The organism is Pseudarthrobacter sp. NBSH8 (assembly GCF_014217545.1).
Lineage (GTDB): Bacteria > Actinomycetota > Actinomycetes > Actinomycetales > Micrococcaceae > Arthrobacter.
The window spans coordinates 2857908-2877945 of sequence record NZ_CP043178.1 but is presented as its reverse complement, the minus strand read 5'-3'; the positions used below and the strand labels follow the sequence as shown (position 1 = coordinate 2877945).

Annotated in this window: 22 protein-coding genes; 12 read left to right on the top strand and 10 right to left on the bottom strand. The window is 63.8% G+C overall.

The annotated features are described in order from the left end of the window. Positions 1–2: 2 nt before the first annotated feature. Positions 3–857 carry an SGNH/GDSL hydrolase family protein gene (locus FYJ92_RS13195; RefSeq protein ID WP_185261116.1) on the bottom strand — a complete coding sequence of 285 codons (855 nt, stop codon included), beginning with the start codon at positions 855–857 and terminating at the stop codon, positions 3–5. A 270-nt stretch (positions 858–1127) separates the two neighbouring features. Between FYJ92_RS13195 and typA the strand changes: the two genes are divergently transcribed. Then, complete coding sequence (typA, locus tag FYJ92_RS13190; protein WP_104062125.1) at positions 1128–3056, top strand: translational GTPase TypA; 1929 nt, start codon at positions 1128–1130, stop codon at positions 3054–3056. 87 nt (positions 3057–3143) lie between these two features. Here typA and FYJ92_RS13185 read toward each other — a convergent pair whose 3' ends face one another. Beyond that, positions 3144–3389 carry a hypothetical protein gene (locus tag FYJ92_RS13185; RefSeq protein ID WP_255482071.1) on the bottom strand — a complete coding sequence of 82 codons (246 nt, stop codon included), beginning with the start codon at positions 3387–3389 and terminating at the stop codon, positions 3144–3146. A 134-nt stretch (positions 3390–3523) separates the two neighbouring features. Here FYJ92_RS13185 and fdxA point away from each other — a divergent pair, with 134 nt between their 5' ends. The 3 genes from fdxA (at position 3524) to FYJ92_RS13170 (ending at position 6525) form a co-directional block, all read left to right on the top strand. After that, positions 3524–3850 carry a ferredoxin gene (gene fdxA / locus FYJ92_RS13180; protein ID WP_056344030.1) on the top strand — a complete coding sequence of 109 codons (327 nt, stop codon included), beginning with the start codon at positions 3524–3526 and terminating at the stop codon, positions 3848–3850. A gap of 13 nt (positions 3851–3863) precedes the next feature. Next, a complete protein-coding gene (gene dapC, locus FYJ92_RS13175; protein ID WP_185261115.1) occupies positions 3864–5012 on the top strand; it encodes a succinyldiaminopimelate transaminase in 1149 nt (382 codons plus the stop codon). Between the two features lie 229 nt (positions 5013–5241). After that, positions 5242–6525 (top strand): citrate synthase, encoded by a 1284-nt coding sequence (locus tag FYJ92_RS13170; RefSeq protein ID WP_185261114.1) that lies wholly within the window; start codon positions 5242–5244, stop codon positions 6523–6525. 83 nt (positions 6526–6608) lie between these two features. Here FYJ92_RS13170 and galE read toward each other — a convergent pair whose 3' ends face one another. Continuing rightward, positions 6609–7622: a UDP-glucose 4-epimerase GalE gene (gene galE / locus FYJ92_RS13165; protein WP_185261113.1), complete on the bottom strand. Its 1014-nt coding sequence runs from the start codon at positions 7620–7622 to the stop codon at positions 6609–6611. Between the two features lie 64 nt (positions 7623–7686). Between galE and FYJ92_RS13160 the strand changes: the two genes are divergently transcribed. Continuing rightward, complete coding sequence (locus tag FYJ92_RS13160) at positions 7687–8298, top strand: TetR/AcrR family transcriptional regulator (protein ID WP_185261112.1); 612 nt, start codon at positions 7687–7689, stop codon at positions 8296–8298. Positions 8299–8392: 94 nt separating this feature from the next. Then, positions 8393–9004: a hypothetical protein gene (locus FYJ92_RS13155; RefSeq protein ID WP_185261111.1), complete on the top strand. Its 612-nt coding sequence runs from the start codon at positions 8393–8395 to the stop codon at positions 9002–9004. Between the two features lie 39 nt (positions 9005–9043). Here FYJ92_RS13155 and FYJ92_RS13150 read toward each other — a convergent pair whose 3' ends face one another. After that, a complete protein-coding gene (locus FYJ92_RS13150) occupies positions 9044–9862 on the bottom strand; it encodes a hypothetical protein (RefSeq protein ID WP_370526271.1) in 819 nt (272 codons plus the stop codon). A 46-nt stretch (positions 9863–9908) separates the two neighbouring features. Continuing rightward, a complete protein-coding gene (gene dapD / locus FYJ92_RS13145; protein WP_185261109.1) occupies positions 9909–10937 on the bottom strand; it encodes a 2,3,4,5-tetrahydropyridine-2,6-dicarboxylate N-succinyltransferase in 1029 nt (342 codons plus the stop codon). 50 nt (positions 10938–10987) lie between these two features. Between dapD and dapE the strand changes: the two genes are divergently transcribed. Beyond that, positions 10988–12124, top strand: coding sequence for a succinyl-diaminopimelate desuccinylase (gene dapE / locus FYJ92_RS13140; protein WP_185261108.1), 1137 nt, complete (start codon positions 10988–10990; stop codon positions 12122–12124). 64 nt (positions 12125–12188) lie between these two features. Here the strand turns inward: dapE and FYJ92_RS13135 are convergent, their stop codons facing one another. From FYJ92_RS13135 to FYJ92_RS13120, 4 genes are all read right to left on the bottom strand, one after another. After that, positions 12189–13046 (bottom strand): amino acid ABC transporter permease, encoded by an 858-nt coding sequence (locus FYJ92_RS13135; protein ID WP_185261107.1) that lies wholly within the window; start codon positions 13044–13046, stop codon positions 12189–12191. Then, on the bottom strand, positions 13043–13693 hold the full coding sequence (locus FYJ92_RS13130; protein ID WP_185261106.1) for an amino acid ABC transporter permease: 651 nt from the start codon (positions 13691–13693) through the stop codon (positions 13043–13045). The genes FYJ92_RS13135 and FYJ92_RS13130 overlap by 4 nt, the downstream gene beginning before the upstream one ends. Positions 13694–13792: 99 nt before the next feature. Next, complete coding sequence (locus FYJ92_RS13125) at positions 13793–14680, bottom strand: glutamate ABC transporter substrate-binding protein (RefSeq protein ID WP_185261105.1); 888 nt, start codon at positions 14678–14680, stop codon at positions 13793–13795. Between the two features lie 71 nt (positions 14681–14751). Further along, complete coding sequence (locus tag FYJ92_RS13120; protein WP_185261104.1) at positions 14752–15507, bottom strand: amino acid ABC transporter ATP-binding protein; 756 nt, start codon at positions 15505–15507, stop codon at positions 14752–14754. 116 nt (positions 15508–15623) lie between these two features. Here FYJ92_RS13120 and FYJ92_RS13115 point away from each other — a divergent pair, with 116 nt between their 5' ends. From FYJ92_RS13115 to FYJ92_RS13100, 4 genes are all read left to right on the top strand, one after another. Beyond that, the gene (locus FYJ92_RS13115) at positions 15624–16406 is read left to right on the top strand and encodes a TIGR00730 family Rossman fold protein (protein ID WP_185261103.1); all 783 of its coding nucleotides are present in this window, start codon (positions 15624–15626) and stop codon (positions 16404–16406) included. A gap of 23 nt (positions 16407–16429) precedes the next feature. Then, entirely contained in the window at positions 16430–16828 is a 399-nt protein-coding gene (locus FYJ92_RS13110; RefSeq protein WP_185261102.1) for a DivIVA domain-containing protein, read from the top strand. Continuing rightward, complete coding sequence (locus tag FYJ92_RS13105; RefSeq protein WP_370525972.1) at positions 16825–18072, top strand: hypothetical protein; 1248 nt, start codon at positions 16825–16827, stop codon at positions 18070–18072. Before FYJ92_RS13110 ends, FYJ92_RS13105 begins: the two co-directional genes overlap by 4 nt. Before the next feature lie 235 nt (positions 18073–18307). Then, complete coding sequence (locus FYJ92_RS13100; protein ID WP_009357720.1) at positions 18308–18475, top strand: DUF3117 domain-containing protein; 168 nt, start codon at positions 18308–18310, stop codon at positions 18473–18475. Positions 18476–18559: 84 nt separating this feature from the next. Here FYJ92_RS13100 and FYJ92_RS13095 read toward each other — a convergent pair whose 3' ends face one another. Beyond that, on the bottom strand, positions 18560–19192 hold the full coding sequence (locus FYJ92_RS13095; protein WP_058931857.1) for an O-methyltransferase: 633 nt from the start codon (positions 19190–19192) through the stop codon (positions 18560–18562). A 227-nt stretch (positions 19193–19419) separates the two neighbouring features. Between FYJ92_RS13095 and sigE the strand changes: the two genes are divergently transcribed. Next, positions 19420–20037 carry an RNA polymerase sigma factor SigE gene (gene sigE, locus FYJ92_RS13090; protein WP_185261101.1) on the top strand — a complete coding sequence of 206 codons (618 nt, stop codon included), beginning with the start codon at positions 19420–19422 and terminating at the stop codon, positions 20035–20037. Position 20038 lies beyond the last annotated feature (1 nt).

Below are 20038 nucleotides of genomic sequence, written 5' to 3'. Positions count from 1 at the left end.
GTTCAGTCCGCAGGAGTGAGCGCGGAAGCTGTCGCCGGGACTGTGCCGTCCAGCGCCGGGCCTTCGAGCCCCAGCTGCCGAAGCCTGGTTTCAAGCAGGCCGCCCAGTGACCGGCGGCCTGCGGCATCCATGTGGACGGCATCTGCCAGGTTTTTCGTGAGGCTGTATTTCGACAGCCAGTCGCCCACGCCCACAAACGGAAGGCCGTGCCGGGCCGCCACAGTACCGAGAAGCGCATCCACCTGGGTCCTGCGCCCGCCGCCGTAGTTGGCGCCGCGGGCCAGGGTGCCGATCATGGCCATCCTGGCGCCTGGATAGCGGTCCTTCAGTGCAGCGATCAGACGGTCGGCGTTGGCCACAATCTGGGCATCGGTGGCGCCGCGCGCGGCGTCGTTGCCGCCGCCCTGGATGACGATCAGGGCGGGCGTCCCGTAGGGCAGCTTCCAGTCGCCGCGCTGCAAGGCGTCGATGTAGTTGCCGGTCTTGCCGTTGGACGCCACGAATCCCGTCCCGCCGAGCCCGCAGAAATGGACCTTGTAACCAACGGCGGCGAGGCCAAGCCTCGGCCACCCGTCAGTAGGTTCGGATTGGGAGTCGCCGATCAGGAGGGCAGTGTGCCGCATGTCCGGCACCACCACTTCGTCACGTCCGCTGGCCGGGTTGCTGTATACAGAGCCGGCAGGCAAACCGATCGGATCCCCGCGGCCGGCCTGGTAAGCCCCGGCCGCGGCCGCCTGAACCGGGGACGGCGCGCCGGAATCCGTTGTGGCTGCTGGGGTCTGTCCGTAGCCGCCCAGGAGCGCGGTTACCGCGATTCCAGATGCGACAAAGCGGGTCAGAGCCGAGGCTTTTCGCATCAGGGGTTCTCCGGGCTTGCTGTGGCTATCACAGCAATGATGTGGCATCAAGTCATAAATATCCAGTGAGCTTGATCACTCTTTGAGGCGTGGCGCGCCGAAATTGCTTACCGGACAAACTGGGCCGATCCGAAATTTTTAGGCCAACAATAGGCTCAGCGTTTAGAATGAGGGAAGGAGCCCTGTGTTATTGGGCTAATCCGTCGTGCGTTCCGGTTGGAAATGTCGCGATACAACAGCTGACTTCACCACTGAATCGAGCAATCACGCATGTCTGAAACCACCACCAACACTGCGGTAGCCACTGCATCACGCAGTGACCTCCGCAACGTCGCGATCGTGGCCCACGTTGACCACGGCAAGACCACTCTGGTCGACGCCATGCTCAAGCAGACCAACTCCTTTGCCGAACACAACCACCTCGAAGACCGTGTGATGGACTCCGGTGACCTGGAACGCGAAAAGGGCATCACCATCCTGGCCAAGAACACCACCGTGGCCTACAACGGACCGTCTTCCAACGGTGAAACCATCACCATTAACGTCATCGACACCCCCGGCCACGCCGACTTCGGCGGCGAAGTAGAGCGCGGCCTCTCCATGGTGGACGGCGTTGTGCTCCTCGTTGACGCATCCGAGGGCCCGCTGCCCCAGACCCGCTTCGTGCTGCGCAAGGCCCTGGCCGCGCACCTGCCGGTCATTCTCCTCGTCAACAAGACGGACCGCCCCGACGCCCGCATCGAGGAAGTTGTCCACGAGTCGATGGACCTCCTCCTGGGCCTCGCCTCGGACCTCGCCGACGAAGTTCCGGACCTGGACCTCGACAAGATCCTTGAAGTTCCGGTTGTCTACGCAGCAGCGAGGGTGGGCCGCGCCTCCCTGGACCAGCCCGCCGACGGCTCCGCTCCGGACAACGAAGACCTTGAGCCGCTGTTCAAGACCATCATCGAGCACATCCCGGCCCCGACGTATAACCCGAACGGTGTCCTCCAGGCACACGTGACCAACCTGGACGCCTCCCCGTTCCTGGGCCGCCTCGCGTTGCTGCGCATCTACAACGGCACCCTGCGCAAGGGCCAGACCGTTGCCTGGGCCCGCGCCAACGGAGAGCTCAAGAACGTCAAGATCACCGAACTGCTGGCCACCAAGGCGCTGGACCGTGTTCCCACCGAGTCTGCAGGTCCGGGCGAAATCGTCGCCGTTGCCGGTATCGAGGAAATCACCATTGGTGAGACCCTGACCGACGTCGACAACCCGCAGCCGCTGCCGCTGATCACCGTGGACGATCCTGCCATCTCCATGACCATCGGTATCAACACCTCGCCGCTGGCCGGCCGGGTCAAGGGCGCCAAGGTCACGGCCCGCCAGGTCAAGGACCGCCTGGACAAGGAACTGATCGGTAACGTCTCAATCAAGGTTCTCCCCACCGAGCGTCCCGACGCCTGGGAAGTCCAGGGCCGTGGCGAGCTGGCGCTGGCCATCCTGGTTGAGCAGATGCGACGTGAAGGCTTCGAACTGACTGTCGGCAAGCCGCAGGTTGTCACCAAGACCGTCGACGGCAAGATCCACGAGCCGATGGAACACATGACCATCGACGTGCCGGAAGAGTACCTCGGTGCCGTCACCCAGCTGATGGCAGCCCGCAAGGGCCGCATGACCAACATGGCCAACCACGGCACCGGCTGGTGCCGCATGGAGTTCATCGTTCCGGCCCGTGGCCTGATCGGCTTCCGCACCAAGTTCCTCACCGACACCCGCGGTGCCGGCATTGCTTCCTCCATCGCCGAGGGCTACGAGCCGTGGGCCGGCCCCATCGAGTACCGCACCAACGGTTCGATCGTGGCTGACCGCTCTGGCGTGGTCACCCCGTTCGCGATGATCAAGCTCCAGGAACGCATGTCATTCTTCGTGCAGCCCACCTCCGAGGTTTACGAAGGCATGATCGTTGGCGAGAACTCCCGCGCCGATGACATGGACGTGAACATCACCAGGGAAAAGCAGCTCACCAACATGCGTGCAGCGTCCTCGGACACCTTCGAGAACATGACGCCGCCGCGCAACCTGACTTTGGAAGAATCCTTGGAATTCGCCCGCGAAGACGAGTGCGTTGAGGTGACCCCGGAGTCCATCCGTATCCGGAAGCTCATCCTGGACGCCAGCGAACGCGCCAAGTCCACACGGGCACGCGCCAAGGCCTAGTCCTGAATAGCACGTCACTGAAGCTGCCGGTACGGCAGGCGGGAACCCCGCCGGCGTGCCGGCAGTTTCTTTTGTGTCAGGGGAGTGTCAGTTGCGGACGCGGGCTGGGCGGCGCTCGGGCGCCGGCGGCACTTCCTTGGCCGCCACCACGAGGTCCAGGGGGATCACGATGTCGGCCTTCCGCGTGCGGACTGTGCAGCCGCCGTCGTCAGTGGCCACCAGGTGCCCCAGGGCGTCGGTCAGGCCGCCGTCGATCCGGTAACGGACTACAACCCGGGTTCCGGGCGGGGCGCTGGCCAGAAATTCTCGGGGCGTAGGCTGGGCGGGACTCACCAGTTCATACTAAGGCGGCCCGCTAGGTTCGCGTGGATGGGCTGGGAGATAATAAGCTCAGAAGTCAATTGTCCGGCCGGTGCCGGATTCAAGTGCCGGCCATTGCCGGGAAATATCGTGGAGAGGCAAGGGACGTGACGTACGTAATCGCGCAGCCGTGTGTAGATGTCAAGGACAAGGCATGTATTGAGGAGTGCCCCGTTGACTGCATCTATGAGGGTGAACGTTCCTTGTACATCCACCCCGATGAGTGTGTCGACTGTGGTGCCTGTGAGCCGGTCTGCCCCGTGGAGGCCATCTATTACGAGGATGACACTCCTGAAGAGTGGGCTGACTACTACAAGGCCAACGTCGAATTCTTCGATGACCTGGGCTCGCCCGGTGGCGCCGCGAAGGTGGGCAACACGGGCAAGGACCACCCGATGATCGCCGCCCTGCCGCTGCAGAACCAAGACCACTGAGCCGGGCAGCGCGTTGACCGCAGCCGTGAACGGCTTTGGCCTGAGCCTGCCCGACTACCCGTGGGAGGCCATGGCTCCGTACCTGGCCAAGGCAGCTGAGCACCCCGGCGGGGCCGTAAACCTGTCGATCGGCACGCCCGTCGACCCTACTCCCGCACTGATCCAGACTGCCCTCAAGGCCGCCGCGGACGCGCCGGGATACCCCACCGTTCACGGCACCGTTCCATTGCGGGAAGCCATTGCGGCATGGTTTGAGCGCCGCCGCGGCGTCCCCGGTCTGGACCCTAAGAACGTCATGCCCACCGTGGGCTCCAAGGAACTGGTGGCGTGGCTGCCGCTCCTGCTCGGGCTGAAACCGGGCGACGTCGTCGTCCGTCCCAAGGTTGCTTACCCCACCTACGACATCGGGGCTACGTTCGCCGGCGTTACTTCTGTGGCTACCGACAATCTCGACGAGTTGGACCAGAGCACACGCTCCCGCGTGCGGCTGATCTGGGTGAACTCTCCGGGCAACCCCACCGGAAGCGTAAGGGGTGTTGAGTCACTCCAAGCCATTGTGGCGCAAGCCCGCGACCTGGGCGCCGTGGTGGCGTCGGACGAGTGCTACGCCGAGCTCGGGTGGGGCGCCTGGGACGCACAGCGAGGCGGCGAGCCAGTTCCCAGCATCCTGGATCATCGCGTTTCCGGCGGGTCCCACGAGGGACTCCTGGCTGTGTACTCGTTGAGCAAGCAGTCCAACGTGGCAGGCTACCGCGCCGCGTTCGTGGCCGGTGACCCGGCCATCATGGCTAACCTCGTCAACAGCCGCAAGCATGCGGGCATGATCGTCCCCTACCCGGTGCAGGAAGCAATGCGGGTTGCGCTGGGCGATGACATCCATGTCCAGGCCCAGAAAAACCTGTACCGCGGACGCCGGGAGCGCCTGATGCCGGCGCTGCAGGGCTTCGGGCTGGAGATCAAGGATTCCGACGCCGGACTGTACCTTTGGTCCACCGCCGGGGAGAGCACCTGGGACACGGTGGCGCGGCTGGCTGAGCGGGGCATCGTGGTGGGTCCGGGCGTATTTTACGGCGAGGCCGGCAACGGGTTTGTGCGTGTCGCCCTGACGGGCACGGATGAGCGGATTGACGCGGCCGTGGGCAGACTGGCCACGACGCCGTAACAATCATGTGACTCGCGCCACAAAGACGGCATTTTGCGGGGGTTTCCCGCGCCTCCGATTAGTGACACCCGCAATCGGGCGGTACTTTTTAAGTGACTATCAATGGTGGCTTTCTACAAGAAGGCAGCCCGGGTGTTGGATTCCTGGAAGAACAGGGTCAGTGCCACGGCTCACCGGATGTTGGATCAAGCTTTCGACAGAGGCCCACGCGCCTCATGAAGGGGACTCCATGACTGAGACCAACAGCGCAACCCTGCACCATGCAGGAGGCGAGCTCAAGCTCCCGCGCATCCAGGTTGTTGAAGGAAACGAAGGTTACGACGTTTCCAAGCTGCTCAAGCAGACGGGCGCAGTCACCTTTGACCCCGGCTTCATGAACACCGCAGCAACCACGTCCGCAATTACCTACATCGACGGCGATGCCGGCATCCTGCGTTACCGCGGGTACCCCATCGAACAGCTGGCGCAGCACTCCAGCTTCCTCGAGGTGTCTTACCTGCTGATCTACGGCAACCTGCCCAGCCCCACGGAACTGGAAGCCTTCGACCAGCGGATCCGTCACCACACGTTGCTGCACGAAGAGCTCAAGGGCTTCTTCAGCGGCTTCCCCCGTGATGCTCACCCGATGCCTGTGCTCTCTTCGGCCGTGTCGGCGCTGTCCACGTTCTACCAGGACTCGCTGGATCCGTTCAACGCTGAGCAGGTAGAGGTCTCCACGTACCGGCTGCTGGCCAAGATGCCGGTCATCGCCGCCTACGCTCTCAAGAAGAGCATCGGCCAGCCCATGCTGTACCCCGACAACTCCCACAACCTCGTGGAGAACTTCCTTCGCCTCAGCTTCGGCCTTCCCGCCGAGCAGTACGAAGTAGACCCGGTCATCGCCAAGGCGCTGGACCTTCTCCTGATCCTGCACGCCGACCACGAGCAGAACTGTTCGACGTCCACGGTGCGCCTGGTGGGCTCCTCCAACGCCAACCTCTTCGCGTCGGTGTCGGCCGGCATCAACGCCCTGTTCGGTCCCGCCCACGGCGGCGCCAACGAGGCAGTGCTGAAGATGCTCCGCCAGATCCAGGCCGACGGCACCAAGCCGGAGGATTACATGGAGAAGGTCAAGAACAAGGAAGACGGCGTCCGCCTTATGGGCTTCGGACACCGCGTCTACAAGAATTACGATCCGCGCGCCAAGATCGTCAAGGCCACGGCCCACGAAATCCTCACCAAGCTCGGCGGCAACGACGAACTGCTCGAGATCGCCATGCGTCTGGAAGACAAGGCGCTGAACGATGACTACTTCATCCAGCGCAAGCTCTACCCGAACGTGGACTTCTACACCGGCCTGATCTACAAGGCGATGGGCTTCCCGGAGAAGATGTTCACCGTCCTGTTCGCGATCGGCCGCCTGCCGGGCTGGATCGCCCAGTGGCGTGAAATGATCAGCGACCCGAACACCAAGATCGGCCGCCCGCGCCAGCTGTACATCGGCGAGCCCGAGCGCGACTACCCGGCCCGCTAAGAACTCCGCTACAGAACAACGCGGGGTCACTTACGGCCCATCCCGAGCTTCGGGACGGGCCGTAAGTGACCCCGCGTTGCTGTTTAAGCCGAGTAGCCGAGGGGGTTGTTCTTCTGCCAGCGCCAGTGGTCCTCGCACATCTGGTCCACGGTCTTGGTGGTGGACCAGCTCAGGTCGGCCAGGGCGGAGGTTGCATCCGCCCAGAAGGCCGGGAGGTCGCCCGCACGGCGTCCGGTGACCTCGTAGGGGATGGGCTGGCCCACGGCCTTCTCGAAGGACCGAAGGACCTCCAGGACCGAGGACCCCTTTCCGGAGCCCAGGTTCCAGCGGTAGACGCCTGGGCGGTCCGCAACGTGGTTGAGGGCGGCCACGTGGCCTTCGGCGAGATCGACGACGTGGATGTAGTCCCGCAGGCAGGTGCCGTCAGGTGTGTCGTAGTCGCCGCCGAACACCATGAGCTTGTCGCGGCGTCCCACGGCCACCTGGGCGATGAAGGGCACCAGGTTGTTGGGGATGCCCTGGGGATCCTCGCCGATGCGGCCCGACGGGTGTGCGCCCACCGGGTTGAAGTAGCGCAGGAGGGCTATGTGCCAGCGGCTGTCAGCGGCGCCCAGATCGGCGAGGATGTCCTCGATCTGTTCCTTGGTGCGGCCGTACGGGTTGTTGGCGCCGATCTCCATCTTTTCCACGTAGGGGATGGGATTGTGCTCCCCGTATACGGTGGCGGATGAACTGAAGACGATGGAGCGGACATCGTGGCGGTCCATGACCCGGATCAGGTTCAGCGTGCCCACGAGGTTGTTGTAGTAGTACTTGAGCGGTTCGCGGACCGACTCGCCCACGGCCTTAAGCCCGGCAAAGTGGATCACGGCGTCGATCGCGTGGGCGGCAAAGACGCCTTCAACGGCGGCTTCGTCCACCAGGTCCACGTTGTGGAATTCCGCGGTCTTGCCGCTGAGTTCGGCAACCCGGCGCAGGGACTCCTCGCTGGAGTTCACCAGGTTATCGATCACCACCACATCGTGGCCGGCTTCCTGCAGGGACAAGACTGTGTGCGAACCGATGTACCCGGTGCCACCTGTGACCAGAATTTTCATGCCCCTACGCTATCCCAATTCCGGCGATGAGTGGATTTCAGCACGGGTGTGCTAAATAATACAGGTGCCTAAAATTGTTGATGCCGAAGCCCGGCGCGCAGAAATCGTTCAAGCGGTCTTCAGGATCATCGCCGTCGACGGCCTCGAGCGTGCGTCACTGCGGGAGGTGGCCGACGAAGCCGGCCTCGCCGTAGGCTCCGTCCGGCACTACTTTTCCGGCAGCGAAGAACTGCTCAGCCATTCCTTTGCCGCGGTTGTGGACCGGATCATGGTCCGGCTCACGGCGGCATTGCCGGCGATGGCCGCCAGCGTACCCGGGACCGGCCCGCATCGTGAAGCGGTATTAACCCTGTTGGGCGAATTTCTGCCGCTCGACGAGGAACGGGCCGTGGACGCCTGTGTATGGATGGCCTTCAAAAACGCCGCCAGGATCCGCCCCTTCCTCGCGGCTGAGGCAGACCGGAGTCACCGGGAGGTGGCGGCCGTCGTCGGGCAGGTCATCACGGCCCTCGTGCCGGACGACGGCGACGGGCAGCAATCGCTGGCGGTGGAGGCAGAGAGGCTGCTGGCTACGCTGGACGGGCTGTGCATGCATGCCCTCCTGCAGCCCGCCTGGATGACGGCACAGATGTGCCATGATGTCCTGGACCGGCACCTCAGGAGCCTGGCCGCCTGATATTACCGTCCGGTGGCATGGGGAATAGACTGGGAGCCGGGGAAGCAGAACCGGCTGGTCAGGCCGGTGCAGGCAGGCCACAGGAGGAGTAGGGATGCATCACACAGGTGGTTCCGGCTGGCAGATCACCACGGATACGTCCGGGCCTCTGATGATCGCGCTCTTTGTCCGGGACGCGGCAGGACTCGACGGCGCAGGCCACCCTGCGTTGTCACATGCCGCGCCGAAGATCCGCCAAGCAGACCACTCGCACCTCACGGCCGACGTCGGCGGGCAGAGTGCGCTCAAAACCGAATGGGAAGCCTGGTGGGAGCAGTTGCTGAAGGCACACCCCCAGACCTCGCCGGAGCTGTCCCCTCCGGATTTTTCGGAATTCGGAAATTCCCCGGCCCTCCAGCGTGTCCTGCAGGCGCATTTCGGGTCAGCACTGACCTGGGCACGGGAGCGCCGCAGTGAGTACTTCAGGCTGGAAGCCGAACGGGTGGCCAGCGGGTCGGACCAGCTGTTGGGCGACATGGTGGATGACCGCCTGCTGGAGGTGGGCCGGGGTTCGCGGGACTTCACCCTCACCATTATCGAACTTCCGCTGAACGAACAGCGGGCGTGGTATCTGGAGCCGGACAAGATCATCATGAGCCATAACCTCTTGTCCGCGCCGGAGCTCTTCCGCAGCTACGTCCAGCCCGTGGTCGACATCCTGGTCTGAGGCTCCGCGGTCAGCACGCGGGCCTCAGTAACCGGGCAGTCAGCTGCCGGTGCCGGCCGGTGCCACAGTAATGTTGACCTGGCCGGCCGGCGCGTCAGATTCCCGCCAGCCGTCCTGAGCCTCGCGGTCCCAGCTGCGGCCGGCAACGTCCACACGCGTCACCGCCAGGCCCTTCGCGTTGGCAACTGCCCAATGCGCCACGGACCATGCCTGGGTGCCGTCAGCTTCCACCACGAGGGATTCAATTTCCGTGGTGATCGCGAGCGGCCCGTACGCCAGGGCGAGCTCGGACTCGACGGCGGCGGGGATGCCCGGCTCCTGCGGGGCGCGCAAAGTGCACTGCACGGAGGCGGGCGTCTGGCCGGTCAGGCCGGACGCGAAGGAGCGGCCCAGATCTTCGTGTTGTGCGTAGGCGAGGGGATAGGCCGAGCGCTGGACACGCTGGGCGGCGTCGGTGATTTCCAGGGACTCATAGCCGGGAATCTTGAGCAGGGCATCGTAGAACGCATTGGCAGCATAGTACGGGTCCATGACCTGGGCTTCGGTTCCCCACCCTTGCGAGGGACGTTGCTGGAAGAGTCCGCGGGAGTCCGGGCCTGCCTGGTCGCCATGGGCGATATTGCGCAGCTTGGATTCCTGCATGGCGGTGGCAAGAGCGATGCTGGCTGCCCGGGGAGGTAGCCCGCGCTGCACGGCAACCGCTGTGATCAGTGAGGCATTAACCGCCTGGTCCGTTGCGAGCTCGGCACTCTGGGTTCCGGCGTCGGCCGTGCAGCGCTCCGAGACCAGGGTTTCGGAGCGCTGCAGGAACGAGACTGCCGTGTAGATTCCGGCGCCCGCCAGCGCCAGGGTAAGCAGCAGCACGGTGGGGCGAACGAAACTGCGACCAGGTGCCACTGACAGGTCAGTTGGCGTGGAGGGCGTCGTTGAGTTCCACGGTCTGGCCCTTGCGCGGCAACACCTCTACGGCGCCGGTGGTGGAGTTGCGCCGGAACAGGAGGTTGGGGACGCCCGACAGCTCGGCTGCCTTCACGATCTTGGCGGTGTCCTCGCCATTCTCGTCCTTGGGCCCGGGAACAAGCACGCGGGTTCCTGCGGTGACGTAGAGGCCTGCCTCCACCACGGAGTCATCGCCGACGCTGATGCCCACGCCGGAGTTGGCGCCCAGCAGGACGCGCTCACCGATGACGATCTTTTCCTTGCCGCCCCCGGAGAGGGTGCCCATGATCGACGCGCCGCCGCCCACGTCGCTGCCGTCGCCGGCGACGACGCCAGCCGAGATACGCCCCTCCACCATGGAAGCGCCCAGGGTGCCGGCGTTGAAGTTCACAAAGCCTTCGTGCATCACGGTGGTGCCTTCAGCGAGGTGGGCGCCGAGGCGGACGCGGTCGGCGTCGGCGATCCGGACACCGGAGGGCACCACGTAGTCCACCATGCGGGGGAACTTGTCCACCCCGTAAACGGTAACGGCGCCACGGCGGCGAAGCCTGGCCCGGGTCAGTTCGAAGCCTTCCACGGCGGCGGGACCGAAGTTGGTCCACACCACGTTGGGGAGCTTGCCGAAGATTCCGTCCAGGTTGATGGTGTTGGGCCGGACCAGCCGGTGGGAGAGGAGGTGCAGGCGGAGGTACGCGTCGGCGGTGTCGGCCGGAGCTTCATCGAGGTTGATCTGGACGAAGACCACCTTCTGCTCGGTCCCGCGGTCCGCGTCGGTGCCGCTTTCTGCGAGCTGGACCAGGGATTCGTCGGCGTTCTCCACAGCGCGCAGGTTTTCGGCCGCAACGCCCAGGGCGGGCGCGGGGAACCAGACGTCAAGGACGGTGGCTTCGCCCGTGGCGCTGGCGATGGTTGCCAGGCCGAACCCGTGGGCGGAGCGGGCTTCGGAAGTTGCGTTTTGGTTCTCGGGCGCGGCGGAGGTAGCGGTCTCAGTCATGGCCCCAGTCTAGCGAGAGGCGGGCACCGCGATCGAACTAGACTGGCAACGTGACTGCCGAAACCGCCCCTGAATCCATCACCGTGCCTTTGGACCTCCGTCAGGATGTCTCCGTGCTCACGGCCGCCATCATGGACATCAACAGCGTCTCCGGGAATGAGACGGTACTGGCCGACGCCGTCGAAGCCGCGCTGCGGGCCATCCCCGGACTCCTGGTGGTCCGGGACGGTGACTCCCTCATCGCCCGCACCGAACTGGGCAGGGCGGAACGCGTCATCCTCGCCGGACACCTGGACACAGTGCCGTTGCCCGTCACCGAAGGAGCGCGCGGAACCGTCCCGTCCACCTGGGAATCAGGTATCCCGGGCGAGGGCGTGCTCTACGGCCGCGGAGCCACCGACATGAAAGGCGGCGTCGCCGTGCAGCTGGCGCTGGCGGCCACAATGTTCGACGGCGGCGCGGAGCCCAAGCGCGACGTCACCTTCGTGTTCTATGACCACGAGGAAGTGGAAGCCGTCAAGAGCGGGCTGGGCCGCCTTGTCCGCAACCACGGCAGCCTCCTGGGCGGCGACTTTGCAATCCTCCTGGAGCCGACCCATGGCACCGTCGAGGGTGGCTGCAACGGCACCAGCCGTTTTGAGGCCACCACGGTGGGCGAGGCCGCGCACTCCGCGCGTGCGTGGATGGGCCGCAACGCCATCCACGCGGCTGCACCCATCCTTGCCCGGCTGGCAGCCTACGAACCGCAGACCATCAACGTGGACGGACTGGACTACCGGGAGAGCCTCAACGCCGTGAAGATCAACGGCGGCACAGCGGGCAACGTTATTCCGGACCGGTGCGTGGTTGAGATCAACTACCGCTTCGCCCCGGACAAAACGCCGGACCAGGCGGAGGCGCATGTCCGGGAACTGTTGGAGGGCTTCGCTGTGGTCCGCACGGACGCTGCCGCTGGCGCGCGGCCCGGACTGAACCACCCTGCCGCGGCGTCCTTCGTAGCGGCCGTGGGAGCCGAGCCGAAACCGAAATACGGCTGGACCGACGTCGCGCGTTTCAGCGAACTGGGGATCCCCGCTGTGAACTTCGGGCCCGGCGATCCGTTGCTGGCCCACAAGGACAACGAGCACGTTGACGCCGCCGCCATCCGGGAATGCCTGCGGGCGTTACGGAGCTGGCTCGCGGCGTAGCACGCAAGCAGAAGGGTCCGCAGCCAGCAGGCTGCGGACCCTTCTGCTTGCGTGGTGGGTGTTGCTACTTGGGTTCGCGCACGTCCGGTAGTTCAGGTGCCACTACTGCGGTCGGCACCTTGGCCACGCCACCGGCCGCCTTGCTCGAACCTCGGCGCTCGATCCAGACCGCGATCCGGGATACCGAAATATTGATGGCGATGTAGATGGCAGCGGCCACAAAGAAGATCGGAAACAGGAAAGCGGTGCCCAGGAAGTCCGCCATGACCTGCACTGCGCGCAGGAGCTCGCCATAGGCCACGATGTAGCCAAGTGAGGTGTCCTTTAGGAGTACCACCAACTGGGCCACCAGAGATGGCATCATGCGGCGAACAGCCTGGGGCAGTTCGATGAGCATCCGGGACTGGAAGCTTGTCAGGCCGATGGTCAGGCCCGCCTCACGCTGACCCTTCGGCAATGACTGGATGCCGGCCCGGATGATCTCCGCGAAGATGGCGGCGTTGTACAGAACCAGACCGGCCACCACTGCGATGAACGAACTGGTCCCGAACACCAGCAGGACGAAGAACATCATCAGGACAACCGGCATGCCGCGCAGGAACTCAAGGACCACCCGCGCAGGGATCCGGATCCAGGCGACCAGGGAGATCCGCAGCAGTGACAGCATCAGCCCAAGCGGAAATGCGATGATCGCTGCGATGGCTGCGGCGCTGAGCGTCGACATGACACCGTTTCCGAGCAGGGACCACACATCGGCGCGTGTGAAGATGGCCCAGCGGCGGCCCTCAAAGATCCCTTGTTGGGCGAGGGTCATGACAATCCAGGCAATGAGGCCGAGGATCAGGACAGAGCCCACCACGGAACCAATGAGCGATATCCGGCGCGCTTTGGGACCGGGGACGTCGTAGAGGACTGAAGTCATCGGGCAATCGCCACCTTTCGTTCCACCGCGCTGGCCATGATGCCCAGCGGAACGGTGAGGAGCAGATAGAAGAACGCCACGCCCAGCAGTACCGTCAGGACCTGATCTCCGTTGGCGTTGGCCATCTGGCGGCCGTAGCCGAAGAGTTCCAGGACAAAGAACGCACCAGCGACGGAAGAGTTCTTCACCAGGGCAATCAGGATGTTGATCAGCGGTGGGATCACCGTCCGCAAAGCCTGGGGGAGGATGATGAGGGACAGCACCTGGCCGAACTTCATGCCGATGCTTCGTGCGGCCTCGGCCTGGCCGATGGGGACGCTGTTCACGCCCGAGCGCACGGCTTCGGCAATAAATGCGGCGGTGTAGGCACTGAGGGCAATGATGGCAGCGACCTCAAACTGTTCAAAGGTCACACCCAGGCGGGGCAGAACGATTGCCGCGAAGAAGAACGCAATGGTGAGCGGAGTGTTCCGGAGGATTTCCACGTAGACAGTGCTGAAACCGCGAAGAGCCGCGACGGGGGAGACACGGGCGGCTGCCAGGAGTGTTCCGAGGATGAGGGCGATGATCCCGGAGACGACGGAAAGAAAGAGCGTGCGCAGAAGTCCTTCCCAATAAAGGGGGAGGTTTTCAATGATGACTTCCATAGGGTCCTTCGGCTCTGGGCGTAGACGTTCTCGTGAGCAGGTTGGCGGCTTCCGGGAAACGGGCTGTGCAGCTCATTCCCCGGAAGGCGTCGTTTTTACCTAGTAGCGGTTGATGGCGGGAAGGTCAGGCGCGGTCTTGATGACTGTGCCGGCAGTGGCTTCCCAGGCCTTCTTGTAGGACCCGTCCTTGCCAAACGCCTCGAGCTGGTCGTTGATCCAGTTGCGGAACTCGGTGTCGTCCTTCTTCAGGCCGATGCCGTAAGGCTCCTTGGTGAATGTCTCGTCCGAGGCCAGTTTGAAGGCGTTGGGTTCCTTGTCCACAAAACCGGCCAGGATCACGTTGTCGGTGGTGATGGCCTCAACCTGCTTGTTGCGCAGCGGCTCCAGGCACGCAGAGTAAGTGGCGGCCGGAACGAGTTCGGCCTGGTACTTGTCCACGATTGTGGCGGCCGGCGTCGAGCCGGTGACTGAGCAGACCTTCTTGCCCGCGACGTCCTCGGGCTTCTTAATGGAATCGTTGTCCTTGTTCACCATCAAAGCCTGACCGGCCTCGTAATAGGGGCCTGCGAAGCTGACAACCTGCTTGCGCTTGTCGTTGATGGTGTAGGTGGCGATGACAATGTCCACCTTGCCCTGCTCAATGAACGGCTCGCGGTTGGCGGAGACCGTCTCGGACCATTCGATCTTGTCCGCAGCGATGCCCAGTTTGGCTGCGATCAGCTTACCCATCTCGACGTCGAATCCCACGGGCTTGCCGTCCAGGCCAACTTGACCGAAGAGCGGCTGATCGTATTTGGTGCCGATCTTGATGGTTCCGGCAGAGGCCAGCTTTTCCATGGTGGTGCCGGCCGCGAACGTGGGCTTTTCGGCCACAGTGGGATCGCTGGTGGTGCCGGGGGTACCGCCGCCACATGCGCTCAGGGACAGCGCCAGGGCAGCAGTAGCCGCCACGAAGAACGACTTCCGGCGGGTCATAAATGCCTTCATGACATTCCTTTCATTGGTTGGCCGTGGGTCACGGCCTGGGTGCGAACTGGTGTGTGTGTTCGTTGGTGGAATCAGTTGGTGAGCAGCTTGGAGAGGAAGTCCTTAGCGCGATCACTCTGCGGGTTGGTGAAGAATTCTTCCGGCTTGGCGTCCTCGACGATCTGTCCGTCCGCCATGAAGACCACACGGTCGGCGGCCTTCCGGGCGAAACCCATTTCGTGCGTGACCACAACCATGGTCATGCCTTCCTTGGCCAGCTGGATCATGACATCGAGCACTTCGTTGATCATCTCGGGGTCCAGCGCCGAGGTGGGCTCATCAAAGAGCATGACCTTGGGCTTCATGGCCAGGGCGCGGGCGATTGCCACGCGCTGCTGCTGGCCGCCGGAGAGCTGCGCCGGGAGTTTGGGGGCCTGGTGACCCACGCCCACACGCTCAAGCAACGCCATGGCTTCGTTGTCGGCCTGGGCCTTGGCAACGCCTTTGACCTTGATGGGACCAAGCGTCACGTTCTCAAGGATGGTCTTGTGCGCGAAAAGATTGAATGACTGAAAGACCATGCCGACGTCGGCGCGGAGCTGCGCCAACTCCTTCCCCTCCTCCGGCAACACCTTTCCATCAATGCTGATGGTGCCGCCTTCAATGGTTTCGAGACGGTTGATGGCACGGCACAACGTGGACTTTCCTGAGCCTGACGGGCCAATGACCACCACCACTTCGCCCTTGCGGACGTGGAGATTGATGTCCTTCAAAACGTGTAACTGACCGTAATGCTTATTCACACCATTCAGGGAGACGAGCGCATCGCCGGGCACATGAGTAGTCATAAGAAGAATCTAGCGAACATTGGCTGGATATGAGGTGAATCACGCCAAGTTCGCGCGGATCGTGATTCAAGAGATACCTGCCACGGGCACGCCGGCCTTGGCATTAGCCTTGGAGGATGAGCATCAACGCAGATCCGGCCAAAACTTCCCAGCCGCGCCGTAAGGGGCCCCTTGAACTCCGCCGCAAGCAGGCAGCTGTGGAAATGTCCGACCAGCATCTGCTTGATACCAAGGGCGCCGGACAGTTCGTCCATACAGACCCGTGGCGTGTCCTCCGGATCCAGAGCGAGTTCGTCGAAGGGTTCGGCGCGCTTGCCGATCTGGGGCCCGCCGTCAGTGTCTTCGGCTCGGCCCGTACCAAGCCTGGCAGCCTGTACTACGAAATGGGCATGGAAGTAGGCCGGAAGCTGGCAGCCGCAGGCGTGGCCGTCATCACCGGCGGCGGTCCGGGCTCCATGGAGGCCGCCAACCGCGGCACCGTGGAAGGCAACGGCGTCTCCGTCGGGCTGGGCATTGAATTGCCGTTCGAGCAGGGCCTGAACCAGTGGGTGGACCTCGGCATTAACTTCCGGTACTTCTTCGCCCGGAAAACCATGTTCGTCAAATATGCCCAGGGCTTCATCGTTCTTCCGGGCGGACTGGGGACACTGGATGAACTCTTCGAAGCCATGGTCCTGGTCCAGACCCGCAAGGTGACTTCCTTCCCGATCGTGCTCCTGGGCGTCGACTTCTGGGGGCCGATGATCGAATGGATCAAGGGCACCCTCGTGGCCGAAGGAATGGTCTCCGCAAAGGACCTGGACCTTATTCAGGTGGTGGACGATCCTGCCGAAGCGGTGCAGCTGGTGCTGCACGGGACGCCCCCCGTTCCCACCAATGGCGAGCAACGGCCCGAATAGGCCGCCTGCCCGGGTCTGGCACGATGGGTGCTGTGAGTTTTTTCCTGGTCTACCTCGCCATCGCGCTGATCGCCGCCACCCTGTGGGCAGGCGCCGGTGGCCGTCGCAGCATCCTGCGTCTCCTCCGCCGGGGCAGTGAACCGGCCGATAGCACCGAGGTCCCGGAGAATCCGATTCTCTACCCGGGGTTCGGGCAGCCGCCCGCCAACCTTCCGCCGGTGCTGCTGCCGGCGGAGGCTGTACCTGCTGACGTCGACCGTGTCCGCTTCTCCCTCGGCCTGCGGGGATACCGGATGGACCAGGTGGACCAGGTCCTTGACGAATTGCGGGATCAGATCGAGGCCAAAGACGAAGAATTGGACAGGCTCCGGGCACGGCTGCTGGAAGTGGAACGTGCGGCGCACCCGGAGGCCGGCGCTTGAGCACTGACACGGGGCACCGAACGGGCCCGACGGCGTTGATCACTGCATTCGGCGCCCGCGCAGCGGGTGCGGTCCAACGCTGGCCATGGTGGCTGCAGGTTGGCGCCCTCTACGTCGCTGCCCGCCTGGTCAGTGCGTGCATCTTTATGGCAGCAGCCCTGCACCAAGGCCCCAATCCGTGGTTTCCGGCCGTCCCTGACTACTGGAACTTCATCAATATCTGGGATGCGCGATGGTACGGCCGGATCATCACCGACGGATATCCCTCACGACTTCCAACGGATGCCGCCGGCAATGTGCAGGAAAATGCGTGGGCCTTCTATCCGCTCTTCCCGGCCCTGGGCCAGGCGCTCGCGGGCCTGACGGGAATCAGTCCTGCCACGGCGCTCACGGTCGTCGCCATGCTGGCAGGGTTGGGCGCGGCGCTGGTTTTGTACTGTTTGTTCAGGCACAAGGCTTCGCACACTGCGGCGCTTTGGGGGGTGGCATTTTTCGCGACATTTCCGGTGTCAGCCATTCTCCAGGCCCCGTATGCGGAGCCCCTGACCATTTTCCTGCTGGCCACGGCGCTGCTGCTGGTCATCGGGCATCATTATTTCGCGGCTATGCCAGTGGTGGTCCTGCTGTGCCTCTCCCGTCCCGTGGGCGTTCCCTTTGCCGCAATGGTGGGGCTTCTCTTCTTGTGGCGCCTCGTGGAACGGAGGCGCGAGCAGCGGCCGGGCACCCACAGCCTGAGGGAGCTGGCGTCCCTGGCGGGCCTGACCGTTATCGGCGGTGCCTCGGCACTGCTGTGGCCGGCAACGGCCTGGGCCGCCACCGGCGACATTGAGGCGTATACCAAAACCGAGACAGTGTGGCGCGGCCACCGTCTGGTGCCCTTCAAGCCCTGGTTCGACACCGGTGTCGACCTCTTTGGCCCCGTCCTGGGGATCGTGGCACCATTCGTCTTTGCGGGCCTTTTTGTGCTCCTGCTTTTCTCCCCGCCGGTGGTCCGGCTTGGTGTGGAGCTGCGCCTCTGGTGCGCCTGCTATATGGGCTACCTCCTCCTGTTCCTCCACCCCCAAACCAGTACCTTCCGGATGTTGCTCCCGCTGTTCCCGTTGGCCCTGGCAGCTGCGCTGTTGTCCCGGTCCAAGGCGTACCGCGGCACGGTCCTGACAATGTTTATCCTGCTCCAGATCGTTTGGATCGTCTGGCTGTGGGCATGGGCACAGCTTCCGGGCGGCGGAGATTATCCGCCGTGATCGCGGGCGGCGCCTGGCCGGCGGATTGGGGAATCCGACGCGGCCGTAAATGTCCATCGATTAGCTACGTGCGGGTCATTACGGGATAATAGTAAGTAAGCAGGGACAAAAAGCATTCAGAAATGTTCAGCCGTGGCGGCATCAGTACGGGCCGCCATAGCGGCTTGATTTGACCATGCGGACACAGCCCATCCGGGCTGATATGTCCTGGGACTAAATGGAGGGGAAATTCCTCATGGCGGCTATGAAACCACGCACCGGCGACGGCCCTATGGAAGTCACCAAAGAGGGCCGCAGCCTGATCATGCGCGTACCGCTCGAAGGCGGCGGACGGCTTGTGGTGGAACTGAACGCTGCGGAGGCGGCCAACCTTAAGGAATGCCTCGTCGGCGTAACGGAATAAATCCTGTTCGGCGTTGCCGAATAATCCCGCAGGGCCAGGGTCCGCAGCCAACCGGCTGCGGACGCTGGCTTATTTTCTGTGGAGCTACTTCTTGACCGCGACCAGCAGGCCGTCGCCGGTGGGAAGCATAGCGGACGCCAAACGGTCGTCGTCGCGGATTGCCTTCCCCACCTGGCGGAGCACCACAGTGTTGGACTCCCGGACAGCCGGGTTGGCCACGCGGTCCTTGTCCAGGGCGTCATTGATGATGAGCAGCCCGCCGGCCTTCAGGAGCCGGACGGCCTGGTCCACGTAGCCGGGCAGGCCCGGCTTGTCCGCGTCAACAAACACCAGGTCATAAGCGGAGTCGGTCAGGCGCGGCAGGACATCACCGGCGCGGCCGGAAATGGTGCGCGTGCGGTTGGCCGGACTGCCAGCCTCCGAAAAAGCCTCACGTGCCGCCTTCAGATGTTCGACGTCCACGTCGATGGTGGTCAGCACGGCCTGCGGACCGAGACCCCGCAGGATGCAAACCCCCGAGACACCTGCGCCTGTGCCGATTTCGACGGCGGTCTGGGCCTTCGAGCCGGCTGCCAACACCGTCAGCACCGCACCAACACCTGCGCCGATGGGGGTCACGCCCAGTTCGAAGGAGCGCTCCCTGGCCCGAAGCATAACCTCATCCTCTGCGGGCAGATCTTCTGCATAGGACCAGCTCGTGGATTTGTCGGCGCTCATGTGATTCGCTTTCTGGGCGGCAGGGGAGTGTTTAGTACAGCCTACTGTGTGCGGGGGTGCCAGCCGGGGAAGGGAATCGTTGTGCCTCTGGCTGAAGAACCGCCCTGGTCAGGAAATTCCCAGCCAAATTTGAAATGATGGATATCCGGTCATCCATGAGGTGATCGGCGCCGAACCAGAGATGTCAACAGTATCCGGGCGATAGCAATCCACGATGGGAGTGGACGATGTCAGCATCGAGTATGGCACCTGTCCCAGCGACGCAAGATTCCTCCGCTGAATGGGTCATGCCCACCTGGGAGGAAGTGGTGGCCAACCACTCCGCCAAGGTCTACCGGCTGGCGTACCGCCTGACGGGGAACAAGTTCGACGCCGAGGATCTCACCCAGGAAGTATTTGTCCGCGTCTTCCGGTCACTGGAGAATTTCAAGCCAGGGACACTGGATGGCTGGCTGCACCGCATCACAACCAACCTGTTCCTGGACCAGGCCCGTCGGAAAACCCGTATCAGGTTTGACGCGCTGGCCGACGACGCCGAATCCCGGATTCCCGGGCGTGAACCCGGACCTGAACAGAGCTTCGAACTGAACAACCTGGACCTCGACGTCCAGGCTGCCTTGGAGGACCTGCCCCCGGACTTCCGCGCCGCCGTTGTGCTTTGCGATCTGGAAGGCCTGTCCTACGACGAAGTTGCCGCTGCACTCGGCGTCAAGCTGGGTACCGTCCGTTCCCGTATCCACCGGGGCCGGACCATGCTGCGCGAGAAGCTGGCCCACCGCGATCCCCGGCCACAGCAAGGACGAAAGCCGAAACTTTCACTGCCACGCATCGCCAGCATCCTCTGAT

Bases quoted from the DNA above. Each gene is read 5' to 3' on its own strand.
- FYJ92_RS13195 (WP_185261116.1), bottom strand. From the start codon at position 857: ATGCGAAAAGCCTCGGCTCTGACCCGCTTTGTCGCATCTGGAATCGCG.
- typA (WP_104062125.1), top strand. From the start codon at position 1,128: ATGTCTGAAACCACCACCAACACTGCGGTAGCCACTGCATCACGCAGT.
- FYJ92_RS13170 (WP_185261114.1), top strand. From the start codon at position 5,242: ATGACTGAGACCAACAGCGCAACCCTGCACCATGCAGGAGGCGAGCTC.
- galE (WP_185261113.1), bottom strand. From the start codon at position 7,622: ATGAAAATTCTGGTCACAGGTGGCACCGGGTACATCGGTTCGCACACA.
- FYJ92_RS13155 (WP_185261111.1), top strand. From the start codon at position 8,393: ATGCATCACACAGGTGGTTCCGGCTGGCAGATCACCACGGATACGTCC.
- dapD (WP_185261109.1), bottom strand. From the start codon at position 10,937: ATGACTGAGACCGCTACCTCCGCCGCGCCCGAGAACCAAAACGCAACT.
- FYJ92_RS13135 (WP_185261107.1), bottom strand. From the start codon at position 13,046: ATGACTTCAGTCCTCTACGACGTCCCCGGTCCCAAAGCGCGCCGGATA.
- FYJ92_RS13130 (WP_185261106.1), bottom strand. From the start codon at position 13,693: ATGGAAGTCATCATTGAAAACCTCCCCCTTTATTGGGAAGGACTTCTG.
- FYJ92_RS13125 (WP_185261105.1), bottom strand. From the start codon at position 14,680: ATGAAGGCATTTATGACCCGCCGGAAGTCGTTCTTCGTGGCGGCTACT.
- FYJ92_RS13120 (WP_185261104.1), bottom strand. From the start codon at position 15,507: ATGACTACTCATGTGCCCGGCGATGCGCTCGTCTCCCTGAATGGTGTG.
- FYJ92_RS13115 (WP_185261103.1), top strand. From the start codon at position 15,624: ATGAGCATCAACGCAGATCCGGCCAAAACTTCCCAGCCGCGCCGTAAG.
- FYJ92_RS13110 (WP_185261102.1), top strand. From the start codon at position 16,430: ATGGGTGCTGTGAGTTTTTTCCTGGTCTACCTCGCCATCGCGCTGATC.
- FYJ92_RS13100 (WP_009357720.1), top strand. From the start codon at position 18,308: ATGGCGGCTATGAAACCACGCACCGGCGACGGCCCTATGGAAGTCACC.
- FYJ92_RS13095 (WP_058931857.1), bottom strand. From the start codon at position 19,192: ATGAGCGCCGACAAATCCACGAGCTGGTCCTATGCAGAAGATCTGCCC.
- sigE (WP_185261101.1), top strand. From the start codon at position 19,420: ATGTCAGCATCGAGTATGGCACCTGTCCCAGCGACGCAAGATTCCTCC.